The 22,280-nt window shown below is 44.8% G+C and carries 11 protein-coding genes; all 11 read left to right on the top strand.

Annotation, left to right across the window (positions count from 1 at the left end; translation table 11 throughout):
• The first annotated feature begins 8 nt into the window (after positions 1–8).
• The 11 genes from M1L62_RS01730 to M1L62_RS01680 all read left to right on the top strand — a co-directional run bounded on the left by M1L62_RS01730 (position 9) and on the right by M1L62_RS01680 (position 22,275).
• Positions 9–1,058: a FecR family protein gene (locus M1L62_RS01730; RefSeq protein ID WP_254411276.1), complete on the top strand. Its 1,050-nt coding sequence runs from the start codon at positions 9–11 to the stop codon at positions 1,056–1,058.
• Positions 1,059–1,167: 109 nt separating this feature from the next.
• The gene (locus M1L62_RS01725) at positions 1,168–4,707 is read left to right on the top strand and encodes a SusC/RagA family TonB-linked outer membrane protein (protein WP_254411275.1); all 3,540 of its coding nucleotides are present in this window, start codon (positions 1,168–1,170) and stop codon (positions 4,705–4,707) included.
• A gap of 12 nt (positions 4,708–4,719) precedes the next feature.
• A complete protein-coding gene (locus M1L62_RS01720) occupies positions 4,720–6,561 on the top strand; it encodes a RagB/SusD family nutrient uptake outer membrane protein (protein WP_254411274.1) in 1,842 nt (613 codons plus the stop codon).
• 41 nt (positions 6,562–6,602) lie between these two features.
• Entirely contained in the window at positions 6,603–7,010 is a 408-nt protein-coding gene (locus M1L62_RS01715; protein ID WP_254411273.1) for an SGBP N-terminal domain-containing protein, read from the top strand.
• Positions 7,011–7,029: 19 nt separating this feature from the next.
• Complete coding sequence (locus M1L62_RS01710; protein ID WP_254411272.1) at positions 7,030–8,016, top strand: DUF4466 family protein; 987 nt, start codon at positions 7,030–7,032, stop codon at positions 8,014–8,016.
• Between the two features lie 185 nt (positions 8,017–8,201).
• Positions 8,202–8,978, top strand: coding sequence for a hypothetical protein (locus tag M1L62_RS01705; protein ID WP_254411271.1), 777 nt, complete (start codon positions 8,202–8,204; stop codon positions 8,976–8,978).
• 96 nt (positions 8,979–9,074) lie between these two features.
• Entirely contained in the window at positions 9,075–10,952 is a 1,878-nt protein-coding gene (locus M1L62_RS01700) for a heparinase II/III domain-containing protein (protein ID WP_254411270.1), read from the top strand.
• Positions 10,953–11,002: 50 nt separating this feature from the next.
• Entirely contained in the window at positions 11,003–13,204 is a 2,202-nt protein-coding gene (locus tag M1L62_RS01695; RefSeq protein WP_254411269.1) for a polysaccharide lyase family 8 super-sandwich domain-containing protein, read from the top strand.
• Positions 13,205–13,886: 682 nt separating this feature from the next.
• Positions 13,887–17,033 carry a SusC/RagA family TonB-linked outer membrane protein gene (locus tag M1L62_RS01690; RefSeq protein WP_254411268.1) on the top strand — a complete coding sequence of 1,049 codons (3,147 nt, stop codon included), beginning with the start codon at positions 13,887–13,889 and terminating at the stop codon, positions 17,031–17,033.
• Positions 17,034–17,079: 46 nt separating this feature from the next.
• Positions 17,080–18,771 (top strand): RagB/SusD family nutrient uptake outer membrane protein, encoded by a 1,692-nt coding sequence (locus M1L62_RS01685; RefSeq protein ID WP_254411267.1) that lies wholly within the window; start codon positions 17,080–17,082, stop codon positions 18,769–18,771.
• 312 nt (positions 18,772–19,083) lie between these two features.
• Positions 19,084–22,275: a SusC/RagA family TonB-linked outer membrane protein gene (locus M1L62_RS01680; protein ID WP_254411266.1), complete on the top strand. Its 3,192-nt coding sequence runs from the start codon at positions 19,084–19,086 to the stop codon at positions 22,273–22,275.
• The last annotated feature ends 5 nt before the right edge of the window (positions 22,276–22,280 follow it).

Raw genomic sequence — 22,280 nt, 5'->3', positions numbered from 1 at the left:
TTATCCAATTGGAAAAGCAAAGATATCATCATTTCAAAGCGAAGGATTTCGTTTTGGACAAGGATTTCAGATCCTGGTTAAGCGGTACTGCTCCCGGTAACGATCTTATATGGGAGAGCTGGCTGGCCGAAGATGCAGAAATGGCAGCCGAGGTTGAAAAGGCCAAAATGCTGTTTCACGCCCTGAATTTCAATCGGTATGAGATAGAAGATGAGGCTGTTCATGAGGATTGGGAGCGGCTGAAATCATCTATCACCGATGATACTGCGGAACATTTGCCAAACAGATTTTTCGGAAAAATAAGCTGGCTTTGGCGTGTCGCGGCGGCATGCGTATTACTGGTTTCAGTTTTTGCTGTGAAGCAGGTCTGGTTTTCAAATGCTGATCTTGATAAAACTGAGCTGGTTACCAGAACGGCACCCAAGGGTGAGCGTCTTACCATCAAGCTGATCGATGGCACTTCTGTCCGGCTGAATTCGGGCTCAACTTTAACCTTTCCTAAAATATTTCCTGGTGGCAAAAGGGAGCTTACCCTCGTTGGTGAAGCGTATTTTGAGGTTGCCCCTGACAAGAACGCACCCTTTATTATTCATACGGGAGAAGTTACCACGCAGGTTTTGGGAACCACTTTTGGTATCGAGGCATATCCCGAAACGGGGGACGTCCGTGTGGCTGTGGTTGAAGGAAAGGTAAAAGTGAAATCGGAGTTTTCATCGGTTAATGATAAAAAAGAGGAAGTCTTTCTGGTCAAAAATGAAATGGCCACTTTTGACAAAGCGGCTAAAAAACTTGCTGTGTCTGAATTCGATAGCAAAAAACAACTTGCCTGGAAAGACGGAGTGCTCTACTTCGATAAAACGGATTTTGGCAGCGTGATCAAAAAACTGGAAAACTGGTATGGCGTGAAAATCCAGGTCGACGAAAATGTGAAACTGGATCCGGAATGGAGGTTCAGCGGAAAGTTCGACAACCAGTCTCTGGACTATATTCTGAACGTGGTGCGCTATCCGAACCAGTTTTCATTTGAAATCAACAAGAATTCTGTAACCATAAAATAAATGAAGAAGCATGAAAATACCAGCTAGCTACGGAACGGGGATTTCGTGGGCAATAGGCCAGACGATGCGCTGGCAACGAATTTTACTGACTAACCTAACCATTTAAGCAATGAATGTAAAAGCTATACCACCTCCATTACGCGTATTATTTAAAGTGTATGCGATAGCCGGTTTGTTATTGTTCAGCTTTATTTCGGAAGCATCGGTGGACACCGAGCGGAAATTCCAGGAAAAAAGCATCGAACAAATCTACATTTCGATCAAATTAAAAGACGTTAAGCTCGAAGAAGCATTCAGCACGATTGTCGAAAAGGCTGATCTGAATTTTCAATACGATAGAAAACTTGTTGTAAATAAGCGTCTTAAACGCAACTTTGAAAATGAGAGCCTTGGCGAGTTGCTGCGTTATATCTCCAAGGAAACAGGGCTGAGTTTTAAAAGAGTTAACGAAACCATTTATGTGACTGCGGCCGGCCCTCGCACAGTAACAGAGGAAATCAAGTTGCCCGGTAATTCCGGAAGTGTTAAGCCGGAAACTACGGTCAATATGCCGGCAGATCAGGCGTATACACAGAGGATCCAACAGGTCATGAACCATGCCATTTCGGCGATGGCAGTTACGGTTTCGGGTAAAGTTGCTGATGAAAAAGGTGACGCGCTGCCGGGTGTGAATGTGATCGAAAAAGGTACTTCCAACGGGACATCAACAGATACAAACGGAGAGTTTCGCATTACCGTAGCCAGTACATCGTCTACACTTACTTTCAGTTTTATCGGTTTTGTCTCGCAGGATATACAGGTTGGAAATCAGCAGAATTTCACTGTCAAGCTTAAATCCGAGGATAAATCGCTGGAAGAAGTCGTGGTTGTGGGATATGGATCTCAAAAGAAAGTCAACCTGACGGGAGCTGTTTCTGCTATTAAAATTGATGATAAAATTACAAGCCGTTCGCTTTCAAATGTATCGTCGGGGTTATCCGGACTTGTTCCCGGGCTTGCCGTAACGCAGAATTCAGGTATGGCCGGCAGAAATAATGCAGCGCTGATCATCCGCGGTCTGGGTACGGTGAATAACAGCAGCCCGCTGGTGGTGGTTGATGGAATGCCCGATGTTGACATTAACCGGATCAACATGAATGATATCGAAAGCATTTCAGTGTTGAAAGATGCGACTTCTTCATCCGTTTATGGTTCCAGAGCTGCCAATGGCGTTATTCTGATCACGACAAAATCGGGAAAAGGACAGGAAAAAGCCACGATCAATTTCAGCGGAAATTATGCGGTACAGGTTCCGACCAAAGCCTACGATTTTATGGCGGATTATCCGCGCGCCCTTACCTTACACCAGCGTGCAGCGGCGGTTAACACATTGCGTTCAAACCTGCTTTTCAAGGATGGAACCATCGATCAATGGATGGCTCTGGGGATGATTGATCCGCTAAAATACCCCAATACCGATTGGTGGGACGTGATTATGCGAAATGGCGCCATCCAGAATTACAATTTATCAGCATCAGGCGGAGGCGAGAAATCCAATTTCTTTATTTCTGTGGGGATGATGGATGAAAAAGGGTTGCAGGTCAATAACAATTACAAACGTTATAATGCCCGTTTCAACTATGACTACAAGATCCGTAAAAATATCAACACAGGTATCAAATTTAACGGAAACTGGTCCAATCTGAGTTATGCACTTGAAGACGGATTTACCGATGATGATCCGCTCAACACGGCTGGTTTTGACTTGAAGGCCGCTATTGCGGGTATTGTTCCTTATGATCCTGCAACAGGTTATTTCGGCGGGGTTATGGCTTACAACGAGGATCCGCAGGCCTACAATCCTTACACGGTTTATGTTAATAATCTTAACAAACAAAACCGTCAGGAGGCCAATACAAGTATATATTTGGACTGGACGCCGATCAAGGGACTGACTGCCCGTGTTGATTATGCGCTGAATTATTATAATCAGTTTCGCTGGAACGCAAGTATTCCGAACCAGGCCTATAATTTCCAGACCAACAGTTTTGGGAGCAGAGTTTATGTTGGAGCCAATGCCGGAGTCGGGAATTTTACGAACACAGGTTTCAAAACGATGTTGAACGGTCGTTTGAACTATAACACGACAATTGCGAAAAATCATGAGTTCGGTGCGATGTTCGTATATAGTGAAGAGTACTGGTATGATCGCTATCAGGCAACTTCCCGGAATGACCGTTTGTATCCTTCCTTACACGAGGTGGATGCAGCCTTGACAGACATCCAGTCAACGGGCGGGAATTCTTCTACGGAAGGTTTAAGATCCTATATCGGACGGGTTAATTATGCTGCATTTGACAAATATTTGCTTGAATTAAACTTCCGTACCGACGGATCTTCCAAGTTTTTGCCGGGCAGCCAATACGGGTTTTTCCCATCGGCAGCAGTAGGATGGAGGTTTACCGAAGAGTCGTTTATCAATGGTTTCACATCCGGATTTCTTAGCAATGGTAAGTTGCGTGCATCTTACGGAAGTCTTGGGAATAACAGCGGCGTGGACCGGTATGAACAGCAGCAGACCCTTACGTCCAGCAATTATATGGCTGGCGGTAGCATAGTAAAAGGTTTTATCAATAAAAAACTGATTAACCGCGACCTTTCCTGGGAAACGACCAAGGTTTTAAACCTTGGGATTGATCTTGGGTTCCTGAATAATAGGCTGACGACCGATATTGATTACTATGATCGTTTGACAACTGGTATGAACCGGCCTTCAGAAATGTCTATCCTGTTGACAGGGGCATATGATGCGCCAAGGAAAAACATTGGTGATTTGAGAAACCGTGGTGTTGAGATTAACCTTGCCTGGAGAGACAAATTGGGAGATGTAAGTTATATGGTTAATCTGAACGGCTCTTACAATGCCACACGTCTTGAAAAATGGAATGAATTTTTGGGACGAGGTGCAACAACTTCTGTAAATGGTGTAAATGCGTCTGGCAATACGGTTTTTATTGGCATGCCATATAGTTATTTGTACACGTACGAAGATGCCGGTATTGCTCAGACCTGGCAGGACGTTTACAACGCCACTCCACAAGGTGCTTCACCAGGAGATATCCTTCGGAAAGATATCAATGGAGACGGCAGGATTGATGATAATGATAAAAAGGCATATCCGAAGACGCAGCGCAACAGACCGACGACCAACTTTTCAATGAACGCAAATTTCTCCTGGAAGGGGATAGATGTTTCATTTTTATTGCAAGGTTCAGCTGGACGTAAAGATTTTTGGCTTAATGATTATAACAACGTCAATTTTGCGACTCAGCGCTACGCATCAACTGTGAAGCATTGGGAAAATCCCTGGTCTGTCGAAAACCGTGGTGGTGCATGGCCACGTCTTTACGGTAATGCAAACCGGGAGGAAACTACTTTCTGGCTTGATAATCTGGCCTATTTGCGTGTGAAGAATGTGCAGCTGGGCTACACTTTGCCGGCTACTTTGTTAAGAAAGATAGGTATCACCAATTTCCGCATTTTCGCGTCGTCTGAGAACCTTGCGACTTTTACCAAATTCCGAGGCCTCGATCCGGAGATGGATGGAAATAAAAGTGATGCGTATCCTTTGAACAAATCTTATTCAGTTGGTATCAATATCGGTATCTAAAAAGCTATGAGTATGAAAAATATTAACCCGAAACTAGTAACGGTAACTGTTCTTTCAGGATTGCTTTTTTTTGCAAGTGCCTGCGTACACGACTTGCTTGAACAAGAACCAACCACCGAAGTCGCTACGAATGTATTCTGGAAAACGGAAGAGGACGCCACGTTCGCTCTTCAGGGCGCTTATTCGTCGATAAGACCATTGTTTGACCGTGACTATTATCTGGACGGACATGGAGAATATGTCAGGACGCGTGGGACCAGCGTGACAAACAATAACCTTAGACTTGGTGATGCCTATCAGGGTGGAAACTTTAACCCGAGTGGGTATGCGGGAAGTTTTGATAAAATGTACCGCTATTTATACGGCGGAGCCAACCGGGCCAATTATGTCATCGAGAATGTAAATAAAATGATGGCGACAGCCAAGCCCGAATCCATTCCGAACCTTCAGGCCATTTTGGGTGAAGCCAGGTTATTGCGCGGGATGGTCTATTTTCGTCTGATATCCATGTGGGGAGATGTTCCTTACATCAATAAAGTGATCAATAACAACTCAGAGGTTTCGGGCTTAACCCGTACGCCGATTGCACAGGTAAAGGATTCCATCATGGCAGATTTTACTTATGCTTATGAAAAATTACCGGCAAAGGCATTAACTACCGGTCGTGCCGGTAAACCGGCAGCCTTGGCTTTCCGTGGAAAACTGCAATTGTACTGGGCGAGCTGGAATAAATTTGGCTGGCCGGAACTGGACACCTTTAAGGCTGACGCGAATGCGGCTGATGCTGCATACACGGCTGCGGCCGCTGATTTTGGTAAAGTGATCAATGATTTTGGTCTGACGCTTTTCCGTAACGGAGAGCCGGGAGATATTGACTCTCTGGGTAAAGCCGAAAAACTGCCGAATTATTATTATCTCTTCACGCCGGTTGCGAACAATGATCCGGAAATTATCATGGGTTTTACACATGGCGGAACAGGAACAGGACAGGGAGAAGAGCTGATGCGTGACGTTGCAGGCCGCTCACATGAAGGATCACAGTGCTGGGTAGCGCCACGGTATGAAATTGCAGACAGGTATCAGTCGACGATTACGGGAGATTTTGCTCCAAAACTGATCCCGATGAATGCTGCGAATGCCGGTGCAAGAACTGCCCTGAATTCTGCGGTGAATCCTGCGAGTTATAAAAATCGTGACTACCGGATGAAATCATCGATCATGTGGGATTATGAAGTAAGCGTCGGATTGATTTCCCTGAAATCGACAGGGTGGTGCCCGTTTATCTATAAGACCTGGAACCAGCCGGTTACGATCGACGGTGTCAAATACACGACTTATAATACGGATGGAAGTAATTCTGGATATGTATTCAGAAAGTTTCTTCGCAATTATGCCGGTCAGGGACGCAGCGATGGGGATTATAACTATCCTGTGATGCGCCTGGCAGATGTGTATCTGATGTATGCAGAAGCAACCAACGCCGTTAAGGGACCGCAGGCTGATGCGATTGCACTGGTTAATAAAATTCGCCGCAGGGGCAATCTTCCAGCTTTGAAAGCTGATAAAACAGCGAGCAGCGCCACCTTCTTTGCAGCCATTGAGCAGGAGCGCATTGTTGAGCTTTTTGCAGAGGGACATCGTGGATTTGATATCCGCCGATGGAGAGCCATGGAGCGGGTTTGGGGTGCGCCGTATACGGAAGGTGTCTGGCGGATTGATTCCCATGGGGCGAACATGGACCGTTATTTTCAGAACACATCGGAACGGACGTATCAGCAAAATTACATTTTTAGAATACCTCCGGGAGAACGTGACCGTAACCCGAACCTTACCCAAAATACACCATGGCTATAACGGGTAAGCTCAGTTATTTTCAACATTAAACAGCGAAAAATATGTTAAAATATATAAGATTGATAGGTGCGGTCATGCTTACAGCCACGGCTATGCTGGCCTGCAAAGAAGATTTTCCGGTTGACGAGGATGGACTTCTGATCACAGGCAGAACACAGTGTTATGTCAGTAATTTTGAATTGCTTGGTTCTGATTTACAAACAGTAAGGACAAAAAATGCAGTAGTTGATACCGTGGCTCAGACTGTCGATGTAGAGGTTTTCTACGGCACCGACCTGAAAAATCTCAGACCGCAGTTTTCGCTTGTCACGGACGCAAAACTGGAACCGAAAATTACGGGGAAAGTTGATTTTTCTGATCTGGCAAATCCTAAAAAGTATACGGTCATTTCGGGAAACCGTCAGATCAAAAAAACATATACGGTGAAAATTACGGTTCAAAAACCTTAATCCTAAACTTGAAAAAATTATGAAACACAGATATTTGTTCAGTTTCATTATCATGCTGTCGATGACGTTTGGCATGACAGCCTGTAATGACGATGATGGTCTTACGGTCACGCCTAAAAATGAATTACAAAATGATGTGATCAAAAGAACACTGGGGCCCAACATGGTAGGTCTCAATATTGAATTTGCCTATGCGATGGCGATTCCGAAATCACTGGGAAAACTGGTCTCTGCGCAGGTTGAGGCATCTATTGGCGGAGCCGAAGGTACTTATCTTGATAATAAGTCCTATTATACCAATGGAAGTGGCCAGGACGTGGGCATTGAAGTGGGTAGCGCTTCTGTGAATAACGGGTCGAAAACCACGGTGACTTTTACGAAAGATACAATCGCGGCGACGCTGCGTTATTTTTACCGCATTCCAAATGCAGCGAGAGGGCAGGAAGTTACCTTCAAGTTTTCGGCAAATGCCAGCAACGGGCAAACGGTGACCTATTCGATGGGGCCATACAAGATAGCACAAATGGACATGGTATTGGATCTGGATGTTAAGGACAGCACCGCCGCTTACATTTCCATCGCCGATATGGCTGTGTACGGCCCTGCTGATGCCGCTGCAAAAGCTGACAAAATAGACCTGGTTTATCTTTACCGGTCGATTCCCAACATCACTTTTAATCACGCGCTTGTGGCTCCTTCCAGCAAGGAATATCTTCCGGGCGTGAAATTGCCGGCGGGCGTTACCCGCAGCGCGAAAATCAGTAAGGTTTGGGCTCTGCGCGATCAGCAGCTGGCAAGATTACAATTTGGTGTTTTTATTGATGATCTGGATTTTCAGCAGCTGAGCATAGCCGACGCACCTGATTTTGCCATCAACATGCGGGCAGAGGCCGGTGCCTGGGTAGAAACTGCCGATGGAAAGTACAGGGCATATATCTACATTAATTCGATAAACAACACAACCAAAAGTGCCAAGATCAGTATGAAGCGCTACGCATTGAAATAAATGATCTGCCCAAAATTCTTCCCGCATGACGTTTTCCGTCGTGCGGGAAAAAATTTTGATAATCGCTTTGAAGTGCAACTACATCTTAAAAGTTGATGAAATTTCCTGCTATCATATCCGCAATTTTTTTGCCTCTTTTTTTCAGTTGCGCCGCGTTCGCTCAGCTGAAAAAAAGTTTTTATGATATGGAAATTCCTGCCGGAATGGAAGACAGCGCGACTTTCAATGAGCAAAATGGTGAAAGCAGAATCTATGTAAGGGGGCGGATATTTACCTATACCTATACATTGAAAAGAAATGGCGCGATGTACCATTATGCTGTCGTACAAGATGAGAGAGCACTTTTAGATTCCTCGTACAAATATGTAGACTGGATGTACGTGCCGATAGATTCCGTTTTTAACAACGATAAAATTTATCCGGTCAACAAGGTAGAACTGACTGTATTTGATCGGGAGCCCGATTTTAACGGGAACCCTGGATTAACCCGGATCAAATATGAATATTACAATGATGAGAAAAGAATATTTCTCGGGGATGGCAAGTCTGCGATCGAATCTGACAAGATGATCATGCTAACGCCGCCAGGGAGTCATGGATTCGTTTTTACAACATTTAATCCTATACCGATAATAAAATTCCCCCTCAATAACGGAATGAGCTGGAAGCAGTATACCAGTTTCACAGATATTTATTGTGATAGGGCGAAAATCAAGTTTGAATCTGCTGATGGACTTTTTCATGTCAATCAGGAATACAGAGTTACCGGTGAATTGAACATCAATACCAGAATTGGCATAATCGTTTGCAAAAAAATTGAAGCCGTTGCGAAAACATCGTTGGGCGACACGTTCGCAACATTTTATTTTAATGAACAGTGGGGTTTTGTAAAAACCGAGTACCGGAATATTGACGGCTCAGAACTTGTTTTTCAACTGGTTGCCGTAAAAGATCGTCAATAAATGAAGTAGCCTTTTTATGTTTTTACGCTTTTTATAAAGCTGCGGTTTTCAAGTGTTATTGATTGAATTTTCTAAATCACAACGTAATCCTGAACCATGAAAAAAGTCCTGATCCTGATTTGCCTGTTGCTAAACAATATCGTGTTTGCCCAGGAAAACAAGTCTTCCCCCGATGTTCTTAAGTCGCTGAAACAAGCACATCCTAGACTGCTTTTGTTAAAAGGCGAAGAGCAATTAATCATTGACCAGACCAAAAAACATAAACAATGGAATACCATTCACCAGGGTATTCTGGCAGAATGCAATAAAATTATCGACCAGCCTCCTGTGGAAAGAATCAAAATCGGGAGGCGTTTGCTGGATAAGTCCAGGGAATGTTTGCGGCGTGTTTTTCAATTGTCATATGCTTACCGAACCACAGGAGATAAGAAATATTTGAAAAGAGCGGAACAGGAACTGCTTGCCGTTTCCGCTTTTGAAGACTGGAATCCTACGCATTTTCTGGATGTGGCCGAAATGACCATGGCAGTCGCGATTGGCTATGACTGGCTATTTGATGAACTTCCGGAGGATAGCCGTAAAACGATCCGGGAAGCGATCATTACCAAGGGAATCAATCCTTCTTTTGAAGATAAATACAACTCATTTTTAAAGGCCGAACACAACTGGAATCAGGTATGTAATGCCGGGATGACTTTCGGGGTTTTGGCGATCGCGGAACACGAACCTGAACTGGCCAGAAAGGTAATAACCCGTGCCGTAGCCTCTATTCCGCGCGCTATGAAGACGTCGTATGAACCAGACGGTGCTTATCCGGAAGGGTTTAGTTATTGGGAATACGGTACCAGTTTTAATGTGTTGTTTAACAGTGTTATAGAAAAAGCGCTGGGCACAGATTTCGGGTTGTCCAACACGCCCGGATTTTTAAAAACAGCCGGATTTTTGCAAAACCTGGTGGGACCTACGGGACTGGCCGACAATTGGGGAGACAGCGGTTTACGGGACGGATTAAGTCCTGCTATGTTCTGGTTTGCAGATAAGACCCGGGATCCCTCACTTCTATGGAATCAGAAAAAGCTGCTGGATAATCCAGGAACTGGTTTTGTACGTAACCGTATTTTGCCGGCCTTGCTGGTTTGGGGTGTTAAAACGGATCTGGAATCGGTCAGAGAGCCCAAGAAGAAAATCTGGGTAGGGCAGGGGCCGAATCCTGTCGGTCTGATGCGCACGTCCTGGACGGATCCAAATGCAATTTTTGTCGGTTTTAAAGCCGGCTCGCCTTCCGTCAATCACGCACACATGGATGTGGGTTCTTTTGTGCTCGATGCCAACGGGGAGCGTTGGGCAATGGATTTTGGGATGCAGGATTACAATTCTCTTGAAACAAAAGGTGTCGACTTATGGAACCGGGCGCAAAACTCTCAACGCTGGGAAGTTTTCCGTTTAAATAATCTGGCACATAATACGCTTACGTTCGACGGCCAGTTGCAGCAGGCGAAAGGGTATGCCAAAGTGGATGCCTGGTCCGACGTCGCGGATAAGCCGGCGGTTATTTCCGATCTCTCCAAAATGTATGAAGGCCAGGTCGCATCAGCCAAACGGGGGATTTCCATTCTGAATCAGCGTTCGGTAGTGGTAAGGGACGAGGTAAAAACACTTGACAAACCGGTCACCATGCGCTGGAATTTACTCACGCCGGCGACTGTGCGTATTGTCAACGGAAAGACGGTGGAGTTATCCCAGCACGGCAAAAAAATGCTTTTGATCATCGACACAGAAGCGAAAATTGAGATAAAAACCTGGTCGACTACGCCAACCCATGACTATGATGCGCCCAATCCGGATACGCAGTTTGTAGGTTTTGAAGCCCAACTTCCTGCCAATTCTGAGCAGCATTTTAATGTACATTTTACAAATGAAGAGCAGGTAGATGTTATACCGGCCCTGGCTTCGTGGAACGTTAACAAGAAATAAGATACCATTGACCCGGAGCGTTCGTTTCGGGTTTTTCTAAATCCTGACCCATGAAAAAACTTCTGTTCATTCTGCTTTTGCTACATTTTCAGACCATCGCTCAAAACAATATCGTTTCCGAACCGCACAAGTCGGTGCCTGTAATGCCAAGCAACGGACAAACGGATCCGGATCTTGAATTGATCAGAAAAAGAGTGGTTGCTGACCTGATGGAACCGGCGATTAGTGAACGGGAGATTACCACACTGATAAAAAATCAGAAACCGGATGGTACCTGGCCTGATATCAACTATCAGGATGTGTCCAGAACCGGTTTTGAGCATAGCGAACATTTAAGAAACATGCTGGAACTGAGCCGTGCGTATAAAAAACAAGGATCGGCTTTTCACAAAAATCAGGAAGTAAAGAAAGCATTCTCAGTGGCCCTGGATTTCTGGCTTGACCATGATTTTATTTGTGACAACTGGTGGTGGAATGAAATGGGAACGCCGCAGCTTATGGTCAATATTCTTCTAGTGATGGACGATGATTTGACTGAAAGACAAAAGAAGGAGGGGAGTTTTATTGCCGGACGCGCGAACCTGGAAGCTTCGGGTGCAAGGCCAGGTGGTGACCTGATCCAGATTGCCGGGATGCGCGGAAAACAGGCGCTCTTTCAACGAAATTCGCAGGAACTCGCGATCGTTATTGGTGTGATGGCATCAGAAATTAAGGTCACCACCGGACGGGGAATGAAACCGGATCTGAGTTTTCATCACCGTACCGACAATGTCATTTCCACGCTGGCTTACGGGACCGGTTATGCCAGTGCGTTTGCCTATTGGGCTGTGAAAATTGAGGGGACAAAATACAAGTTGCCCGATCAGGCCATGAAATTGCTGGTCGATTATTTTCTTGACGGCATTTGTCAGTCCCTGATTTATGGAAAATATCCGGACCCGGGTGCTGAAAACCGTGGCATAACCCGAAAAGGTGCGTTGAACCCGGTCGGGCCTGAACTGGCTGAGAATCTCCTGGCCGCATCGTCTTACCGCAAAGCCGAACTGGAAAATATTGTCAGGATAAGAAAAGGAGAAATAAAATCGAATTTGAGCCAGGATCGCTATTTCTGGCATTCTCATTATTACACGCATCAGCGGCCAGATTACTATGTTTCGGTACGCATGCATTCCAGCCGGGCAAACAATATGGAGCAGCCGCACAACGAGGAGGGATTACAAAATCACCACTACGGCGATGGCAGCAATTTTATTTCGCGTAACGGAAATGAGTATTACCAGATATTCCCGGTTTGGGACTGGCAAAAAATACCAGGGACCACGGTCTTGCAAAAACCGGCCGTAGCACATTGGAAAGAGCTTGCTAAAAAAGGCCTTACTGATTTTTCAGGAGGTGTTACCGATGGCAGATACGGTGTTGCAGCCTTTGATTTTGCCAGTGTGCACGATCCGTTGAAAGCCAGGAAATCATGGTTCTTTTTCGATAAGGAATATGTAAGTCTGGGAGCGGGCATAAGCGCGCAGTCCGAGCTGCCGGTTGTGACTACATTGAATCAGTGTTTGTTGAAAGGACCTGTGCTGGTCAATCACGATAAAAACGTTGAGACGCTGAAAGCAGGAAGTCACAAGCTGGAAAATGTCAGCTGGATATTACATGACAGCGTCGCTTATTTGTTTTCGAAAGAAACAAATTTAACTGTAAGTAACAAAACGGAGATTGGGAACTGGCGCAGTATCAATCATCAGGCCTGGGCGACAAATGAGGACGTAAAGGCGGAGGTTTTCACGGCCTGGCTGGATCACGGACCGAGACCGGAAAATGGTTCTTATCAATACATCGTCGTTCCGGGTATTGGGAAAAACGGCTTGCAGGATTACGCCGCACATCCGGTAATCAGCGTGCTGGCAAACACTGCCGACATACAGGCGGTTCAGCACAAGATACTAAACCAAACCGGAATTGTTTTTTATAAAGCAGGTCAGGTTGCAATTGGCAACGGCATTGTGGTAAGCGCCGAAAACCCGTGTCTGGTTATGATTAAAACGAAAGGTAATTTGATAGAAAAGATCAGTGTGTCGGACCCTACCGCAAAATTGAAATCAGTGCAGTTGGGTGTTACGTGTAAGGTTCATGGTAAGGGGGGAATGTGGAAGGCTGCATGGAGCACGGAAAAAAAGGCAAGCATCGTCACCATTAAACTGCCTTCCGAAGGGCTGGCCGGTAACACTGTGGTGGCCGAAATGTCGAATTGAATTTAACCCATTGTAGCAAAGTTGTTTATAGGTTACATAATCTCGTTTCGTAGTCATTGTTATGCTATTTTTGTTTTAGTTAATAGCAATATAATACAATAATTTTATCGCATCCGTCGAAGCACGCAGTCCGGAAATTGTGGCCTGTTAGTCGTATTTTACAATTTAATATTTAAGAATCCCTATTCTGGCAACGTTCCCGAGAACGATTGCGTAAAAAAAATTCGCCTTTCCTTTTCAATTGTCTGCTCCTTTCTATAATCTCAGCTATTAATCAACAATTGTACTTTGCGTGCAAAAAAGTAGACTTATTGGTTTTGTTCTAATTTATGCAATCGGTTGAAATGAATGGAGTAAAGGACTAATTAGATTTTTAGTGATCTGCTGAGTTTGCTTTCAAACCGCAGATCAAAGATTGCCTGCTACTGAATACACCTAACCAATCTCTATATGACTACGGAACAATTATCGACAGTGACTTTTTCAAAAGTAGATTTCTACGTCGTTGAAAATAAGTCAATTAGCTCAGTGTGAGCACCCGAAGCCAGTTTCTGCGATTTGTCTGTTTTGATATAATTATTTGGCGAAAAAATTATATCATTTACATAAGGGTAGATCGTTATTTCTTCGTCAGCAACATTGAGTTAAGGAATATTTTGTAATTCTAACATAACCAGTTTATATGAAAAAACACTTTACATGTATCAGGCAATACTTATTAGGTTGTGCCGTGGTGAGTGTAATGGGCTTGGGCGCCGTTGCTCATGGAGCCCCATTAAGTTCTTCTGTTTTTATCAAAGGAACAACGATCGACAAAGCGGTGACGGGGCAGGTTCTCTCAGCAGATGATAATACCCCAATTCCCGGTGTGTCAGTAGTATTAAAAGGTAGCAGAACGGGAACCAATACCGACGCGGACGGTAAATTCAAAATTGATGTCCCGGATAACGGCGCAGTTCTGGTATTCTCATCCGTAGGTTTTGTTACACAGGAGATTTCAGTAGGCGCGCAAAGTGTTGTTTCAGTGACACTGGCGAGCGACATGAAGAATCTGAGTGAGGTAGTTGTTGTGGGGTATGGTACCCAAAGAAAAAGTCAGACTACCGGTGCTATTTCATCTGTTTCAGCCAAGGAAATTACCGAAATGCCGATTACCAACCTTGGACAAGCACTTCAGGGACGTACTGCCGGTGTTGATGTGAGCCAGGCAGGATCCAAGCCTGGAACCGTACCAAAGATCCTTATCCGTGGCCGCCGTTCATTCAACGCCGGAAATGATCCTTTGTATGTAGTTGATGGAATACCTCTGTCAGCTGGTTATGAGGATATTAACCCGAATGATATTCAATCGATGGAGGTGTTGAAGGATGCAACAGCCACAGCCATTTATGGTGCTCGTGGTGCCAACGGGGTTGTGCTTGTAACAACAAAACGTGGTGGCGCAAAAGGCAAGACTACAGTGACTTATGATACCTATTTTGGACAATCGCAGGCACTGAACAAAATAGATCTTTTCAATGGCGCTGAATTTGCCGAGTATGTAAGAGAGGCTTACCGCTCAACCAAAAACAGCAAGGGTGAAATTATCTATACTGATGCCAATGGCGTGTATGTACCAACCGGGAAATCCGATCCGGCAGCTGATGCAAAAATCGCTGTATTGGGTGGTGACCCCAATGTAAAGGCAGGGATTGATGCAGGACGCAGCACCGATTATCAGGACCTCATTCTGAAAAAAGGGTTTCAGCAAAACCATACCCTTGGTGTTCAGGGAGGAAATGAGCGGACGCAGTTTTATATTTCAGCAGGTGTTTTCCAGGATAAAGGGATCACAGAGGGGTTAGATTACACCCGTACATCTGTCAGGACAAATATTGACCACAGTATTAATAAAAGGATAAAAGTTGGGATCTCTTCGTACTTGATGTACAGCAACCGGAATGGTGAAAACCTGAATCCATACAGCTTTACAATCCAGCAGAATCCGCTGGGTGCTCCTTACAAAGAGGATGGAAGTATCAATTTCTCTCCAACCAACGACGCCCTGCTAACCAACCCATTGGCTGAAATTGTGAAAGGTGCACAGGTTGATAATACGAAAAGATATAGAATCTTTAACAGTATTTACGCAGAAGCACAGATCATGAATGGTTTGAAATACCGTGTTAATTTCGGACCGGATATTACTGTGTCACGTTGGGGACGATTTGTTGGTGCTCAAACCAATGCACGTAAAGGTGGTGATGCTCAGGCTCTCAACCTAAACCGTTTCGGCTTCAACTGGACTCTTGAGAATATTCTTAGCTACAACAAAACTTTTGCCAACAAGCATAATCTTGGTGTAACATTGGTGCAGTCCATTCAGCGCGACAGGACTGAAAACTATGGAACCAATGTACAGGGAGTGCCGGTTGAGTCGCAGCAGTTTTATAACATGGGAAATGCAAGTTCAATACTACAAACGGTTAGTAACCTGACTGAATGGACGATTAACTCCTTCCTTGGCCGTATCAATTATGATTTCAATGATAAATACCTTGTAACACTGACATTGCGCCGTGATGGTTCAAGCCGTTTTGGAGAGAATACCAAATGGGGTAATTTTCCTGGGGTTGCTGTGGGATGGAATATCAGTAATGAACCGTTCCTGAAAGGTACTTCCTGGCTTGACCTGCTTAAATTGAGAGCTGGCTGGGGTAAAGTGGGTAATCAGGGGGTGGCTCCGTATCAAACACAAGGTTTGCTTACCAGAACAGTGTATGCGTGGGATAACACGGGCGCATTTGGTTACAGACCTGGTACCATCGGAAATAGTGATCTGCGCTGGGAAAGTTCAGCTTCTACAAACCTTGGTGTTGACTTCAGTATTTTTGCTGGCCGTGTTCAGGGATCTCTTGAAGTGTATCAGACCAATACTACGGATCTTTTGTTATCCGATCAGCTTCCGGGATCTATTGGATTCAGCGCGGTAACACGTAATGTGGGCGAAACAAGAAACAGAGGTGTTGAGTTGGGTATCACAACTACCAACATCAATACAAAAGGCGGATTTAAATGGAATACTGATTTGCAGTTCACTAAAAATAGTGAAGCAATTATATCTCTGTACAATGGAAAAGTAGACGATGTTGGAAACAAATGGTTCATCGGACAACCGCTTAACTCTTTCTATGACTACAAAAAAATTGGTATCTGGCAGGTGAGTGAGGCTGAACAAGCTAAAAAATACTATCCAGGCGACCAGAACAATGCGCTGGGTGCCGGTGTAGGTCAGGTGAAAGTTCAGGATACTAACAATGATGGTGTGATCAATGCACAAGACCGCGTTTTACTTGGATCAGATGTACCAAATTTCAGCGCCGGGATAACCAACCGTTTTGCTTACAAAGGATTTGACTTATCTTTCTTCTTTTTCGGACGCTTTGGACAAAAAATTGTGAGCGGTTTCCACCAAAATAACAATGCTCTGGCAGGTCGCTATCAGCAGATCAAAGTGGATTACTGGACACCTGACAACCCGAACGCACAGTACCCAAGACCGTTCAGCAGCCAGGAGTTTCCTCAGTACAACACTACGCTTATCTATTTTAGCGGATCGTTCATTAAACTTCGTAATATTAACGCCGGATACACTTTTTCCAACAACGTTACCAAAAGATTGGGTTTAGAATCGCTGAGAATTTTCACAAGTATCCAGCAGCCAAAAATCTGGTCGAGCTTTATCTCGAAGTATAATGGTGTAGACCCTGAAACGGATGGAACATCTGTCAACAACGGCATTACACCGGCTACCAAAGTTTGGACAGTTGGTTTGAATGTTAAATTCTAAGGACGGTTTTCTCAAAGAAGTTTGTAAAATTTTAATTGACCAAGACATGAATTTTAAATATATCATAAAACCTGCAAGAGTTGTTGCCATAGCGGCTTTGATGCTATCGGGACAGGCTTGTAATCACCTTCTGGACGAAGTAGTGGTTTCGGGAATCGACAATAACTACCTCAATACAGCAAAAGGATTTGAGGATGGTGTTAACTCTGCTTATTCCGCTTTGCGTATCTATTACGCAACCCAGCTGGGTTTGACTATGACCGAATACGGAACGGATATCTATGCCACCGGAGCCGATGGTGGTTATAAAGGTTTCCATTTCTATGACACACAAATGAACCCGACTGTTGACTATCTGGCGACTTTATGGGATGAGTTTTATCGTGGGATCAATACCTGTAACGCTATTATTGACAGAGCGCCTAATGTGACAGGCATCAGTGAGGATACTAAAAAGCTACGCATCGCTGAGATGAAATTTCTTCGTGCTCATTATTACTTTATTCTTTTTCAGCAATATGGCGGCGTCGATCTGCGATTGACTGAAACGGTGGTAGCAACGAAGGAAACAAAAAGATATACGGATGCGGAAATGTATGCGGCAATTATCAAGGACATGAATGAAGCCCTTGCTGGTGTGCCTGCAACTTCGGCGCAGTATGGCCGTATCATCAAACCTGTTGTTGAGATGGGATTGGCAAAGGTTTACCTGGCAAAAGCATACTCTGCACAGAAAGCCGCTGACGATTTTACCAAGGCTGCTGATCTTTGCAAGAGCGTTACAACCAACTACGGCTTCAAATTACTTGACGATTTTGCAAGTGTATTTGATGAAGGAAACCAAAAAAATACCGAGATCGTATGGGCGGCTCAATATACTTCTGACCCGCTTACCAACCTGACCAACAATACAGGAGCAACCAATGGAGGAAATAACCTGCATCTTTTCTTTGGAATGCAGTATGACGTTCAGGCTGGCATGCAGCGCGATATCTTGAACGGACGTCCGTTCAAGCGTCTTAGACCCACTACGTACCTTACCGATGTTGTTTTTGGAGAAAGAGTTAATGACTCCCGATACAAAAAGACCTTTAAGGATACATGGTTATCCAACAAGCCTGGTACGTATAATACCGCATTTGATGACTCAAAAACCAGCGTAACTTTTGCCTCAGGTGACACAACAATATTCATTCCTGGGTTTGAAATGTCAAAAGCGGACAGAGCTAAAAAGAAATATCAGGTTCTGGTGCCGAGCAAATATTCAGAAGCATTGTTTCCTACTTTGAAGAAGTTTTTTGATACAAAGCGTCCTGATATGACATATGAGGCAGGAAGCCGCGATTATTTCGTATTCCGTCTGGCCGATACTTATTTGATGCTTGCCGAGGCTCAGCTGGGCGCCGGGAAAGTGAAGGATGCCACAGACGCAATCAATGCAGTACGTGTAAGAGCAGGCTGGCCAGGAAAAAAAGATGCGATGGTGATCAAGGAATCCGAGATGACTTTTGAAATGCTGATGGAAGAGCGTGCGAGAGAGTTGGCTGGTGAGCAAACAAGATGGATGGACCTTAAACGTTGGGGAAATTTAGTTGACCGCGTTAAAAAATACAACCCTCAGGCAGCGGCCAACGTGACAGACCGGCATTTGCTAAGACCTATCCCGCAAACCCAGATTGACCGTAGTGCAAAAAATGCAGAAGGTGTATCGGTTTTTGCACAAAACCCTGGTTATTGATTCAGATGTTTTCTGATGGAGTTTGATTAACTGAAATTTGAATTTTTATAGAGGAGGCCACCCTGTTTCAGAGTGGCCTCCTCTATTTTTTTACTTTTTTTTATTCTTCATAAATATTCGTTTTGAGCCCACCAGACACATATATGCGCTGTTTTTAATAATTCTGCTAAAAAATTGAATTAATCACTTGTAGGGGTTGGAATCTTTCTATTTCGTCGGGGTTTTTTGATATGCAATCGGTTGAAATACGATTTTCAACCGATTGCATATCTACCTAAACCGATTTACTCACCAATTCTAAACCTACACTCAATGAACAAAGGATCTTCCCAAATCCCTTTGCGAATGGTCAAGGGATGCGTGCTGATGGCATTGCTTATTTCCCCTTCATTTACCTTTGCCGGAGTTCCGCGGTCCAAGCCCGGAACAAGTATCCGGACCCGTATCGACAGAAAAATTACAGGGCGGGTTTTAGCCAAAGACGACAATACGCCGGTTCCCGGTGTTACGGTTCTTGTGAAAAATACAACCACAGGAACTACCACGGATGTGGACGGAAAATATGAAATAAGCGTACCCAGTGACGATGCGATTCTTGTGTTTTCAGCCGTTGGATTTCTTTCACAGGAAAAGCAGATTGGCAACCAGAGCAACATCGAAATCATACTGGCATCCGATCAAAAGACTCTGGATGAGGTGGTTGTGGTTGGTTATGGCACCCTTAAAAAACGGGACCTTACCGGAGCTGTTTCACAGATCAGCCCTGCCAAACTTGAAAACGAAAATCCACAATCTGTGCAGGATGTTCTGCGCGGAAATGTTCCCGGAATGAACGTCGGGTTTTCTGCTTCCGCGAAGGGCGGAGGTAATCTTTCGGTTCGTGGATCGAACTCGCTGACAGCAGGAAGCAGCCCGCTGGTTGTGCTTGATGGTGCAATATATTATGGTGGTTTAGAGGATATTAACCCCAATGATATTGAGACTGTCGATGTTTTGAAGGATGCCAGTTCAGCTGCGGTTTTTGGTGCAAAAGCAGCAAGCGGAGTTATTCTTGTCACGACAAAAAAAGGAAAAGAAGGAAAGACTATCATCAATATCAATTCCAATTTCGGGATGGGGGAAGTGGCAAAAAAACAGGATGTGCTCAGTCCCGACGGTTTTATTTCCTGGCGTCAGGAGGTGATGCGCAACATTAACGTTTCGGCACAGCCGAGCCGTTTTACCAACCCGAACAACCTTCCTTCGGATGTGACTTTGGACCAGTGGCTGGCCTTCGATGGCTCGAAAGGAGACCCGACAACGGTCTGGTTGCAGCGCCTGAATATGCAGCCGGCAGAAATCCAGAATTACAAGGACGGCAAAAGTACCGACTGGCAGAAGATGGTATTTCAGAGGGCTCTGCGCCAGGATCATACGGTCAGTTTGTCCGGAAAAACAGATAAGGTTTCCTACTATATGTCACTCGGATATCTCAGCAATGAAGGTATCATTGTGGGAGATAAATACAGCACGGTTCGGGCCAGGGTTAATCTGGAAGGGAAGGTGAGCAAATTTCTCTCTGTCGGTATCAGCTCACAATTTGCCGACCGCGATGAAAGCCAGGTACCGGTGAATTATGATGTCGCGGCCAACTTATCACCCTGGGGAACGCCTTTAAATGCAGACGGAAGTTACAAATGGCGGCCAAATGACGAGGCCAGCGGTGGTAACCACCCGTATTACGCCCGCAGTTTTACCAACCGAGACAAAGGGTCGATCACGATAAACAACGTGATTTTTGCCAAAGTGGCGCTTCCGCTCGGAATAACGTATCAGGCAAATTTTACACCCCGGTACGAAGTGTACCACCGCTACAATGCTGAATCGTCCAAAAGCCTTGACTGGGCAGCAGAAGGCGGAAGGGCTTCACGACGTAACTCAAGAACGTTGAGCTGGCAGGTTGATAACATTTTTAAATGGAATAAAACCATTGCGCAGAAACACAACCTTGATGCGACTTTTCTGGTCAATGCCGAGCGGTTCCGGATGTGGGACGACAGCGTTTCCAACAAGGGCTTTGCGCCAAATGATAATCTGGGTTATCATAATATCCAGGCAGGAAATTCTCCGATTTTGTGGAGTGACGACCAGACCAGTACTGCAAGTGCATTGATGGCCAGGTTGTTTTATTCGTACAAAGACCGGTATATGGTGACTTTATCGTCTCGTAAAGATGGCTATTCGGCATTTGGCCAGAAAAATCCGACCGCGTTATTTTCTTCTGCGGCATTGGGATGGGTATTTACAGATGAGCCGTTTTTCAAAAGCAGCTGGCTGAATTACGGAAAGTTGAGGGTTTCTTATGGAAGCAACGGGAACAGGGATATCGCGCGTTATGACGCCCTTTCCAACCTGGCTACCGGGAAATATCTGCACGTCAATGCAGCAGGTACAGTGTATCAGACCAGCCAGCTTTATGTAGACAGAATGGCCAATCCGAACCTGAAATGGGAAAGGACCAATTCATTAAACTTTGGTCTGGATTTCTCTTTGTTCAACACCATTATCGATGGTAGCCTGGAACTTTACAAATCTTCCACGCGGGATCTGCTCGTGAAAAGAGCATTGCCGAACGTACTCGGTTTTGCATTTGTACTGGACAATCTTGGCCAGGTGGATAACAAGGGGCTTGAACTGAGTTTGAACTCCAATAACATGAAACGTGAGAATTTCAGCTGGAGAACGACTTTTAACCTTCAGATGAACAGAAACAAGATTGTTCACCTGTACGGAAATCAAACGGTAGTGAAAGATGCATCAGGCAATATCATTTCTCAGAGAGAGTCTGACGATATTACCAATAAATGGTTTATCGGTCACGCAGTGGATGAAATCTGGAACTATAAAGTCCTTGGTGTCTGGCAGACGGAAGAGGCGGATGCCGCCGCCAAATATGGTGTAAAACCGGGAGATCACAAGATTCTTGACGTGAACGGTGATGGAAAATATACCAACGATGATAAGGTATTTCAGGGATACACTTCGCCACGCGCTCGTCTGACGCTTCGCAATGAATTTAAACTTTTCAAAGGATTTGATCTGTCTTTTATGATGTATTCTTATCTGGGACAAAAAGGAGAATTCAATCAGATGAAAAACCGCCAGGGATTTCCGGATCGCAGCAGCTCTTATGTATTGCCATACTGGACCGCAGAGAACCGGAACAACGAGTGGGCCCGCCTATATTCCAGTGAAGGTTCGGCCACAGGGTATACCGTTTATCAGAAAAAATCATTTGTCCGGTTTGAAAGCATAGCATTGGCTTACACACTTCCTAAAACGCTTGTCCAGAAAATAAATATCGACAACCTGCGCATTTATGGAAATGTGAGAAATCTGGGATATTTATCAAGCTGGAAATTCTGGGATCCTGAGAACGGAACGGACGGGGATAAGATGACCAACCTGGCCTATTCCGTACCAAGCCCGCGTATTTTTACCATAGGTCTGGATATTACGCTGTAAAATTC

The organism is Dyadobacter diqingensis, assembly GCF_024220585.1.
GTDB lineage: Bacteria > Bacteroidota > Bacteroidia > Cytophagales > Spirosomataceae > Dyadobacter > Dyadobacter diqingensis.
Note: the sequence above shows the minus strand (reverse complement) of the source record. Positions and strands in the feature narration are given on the sequence as shown.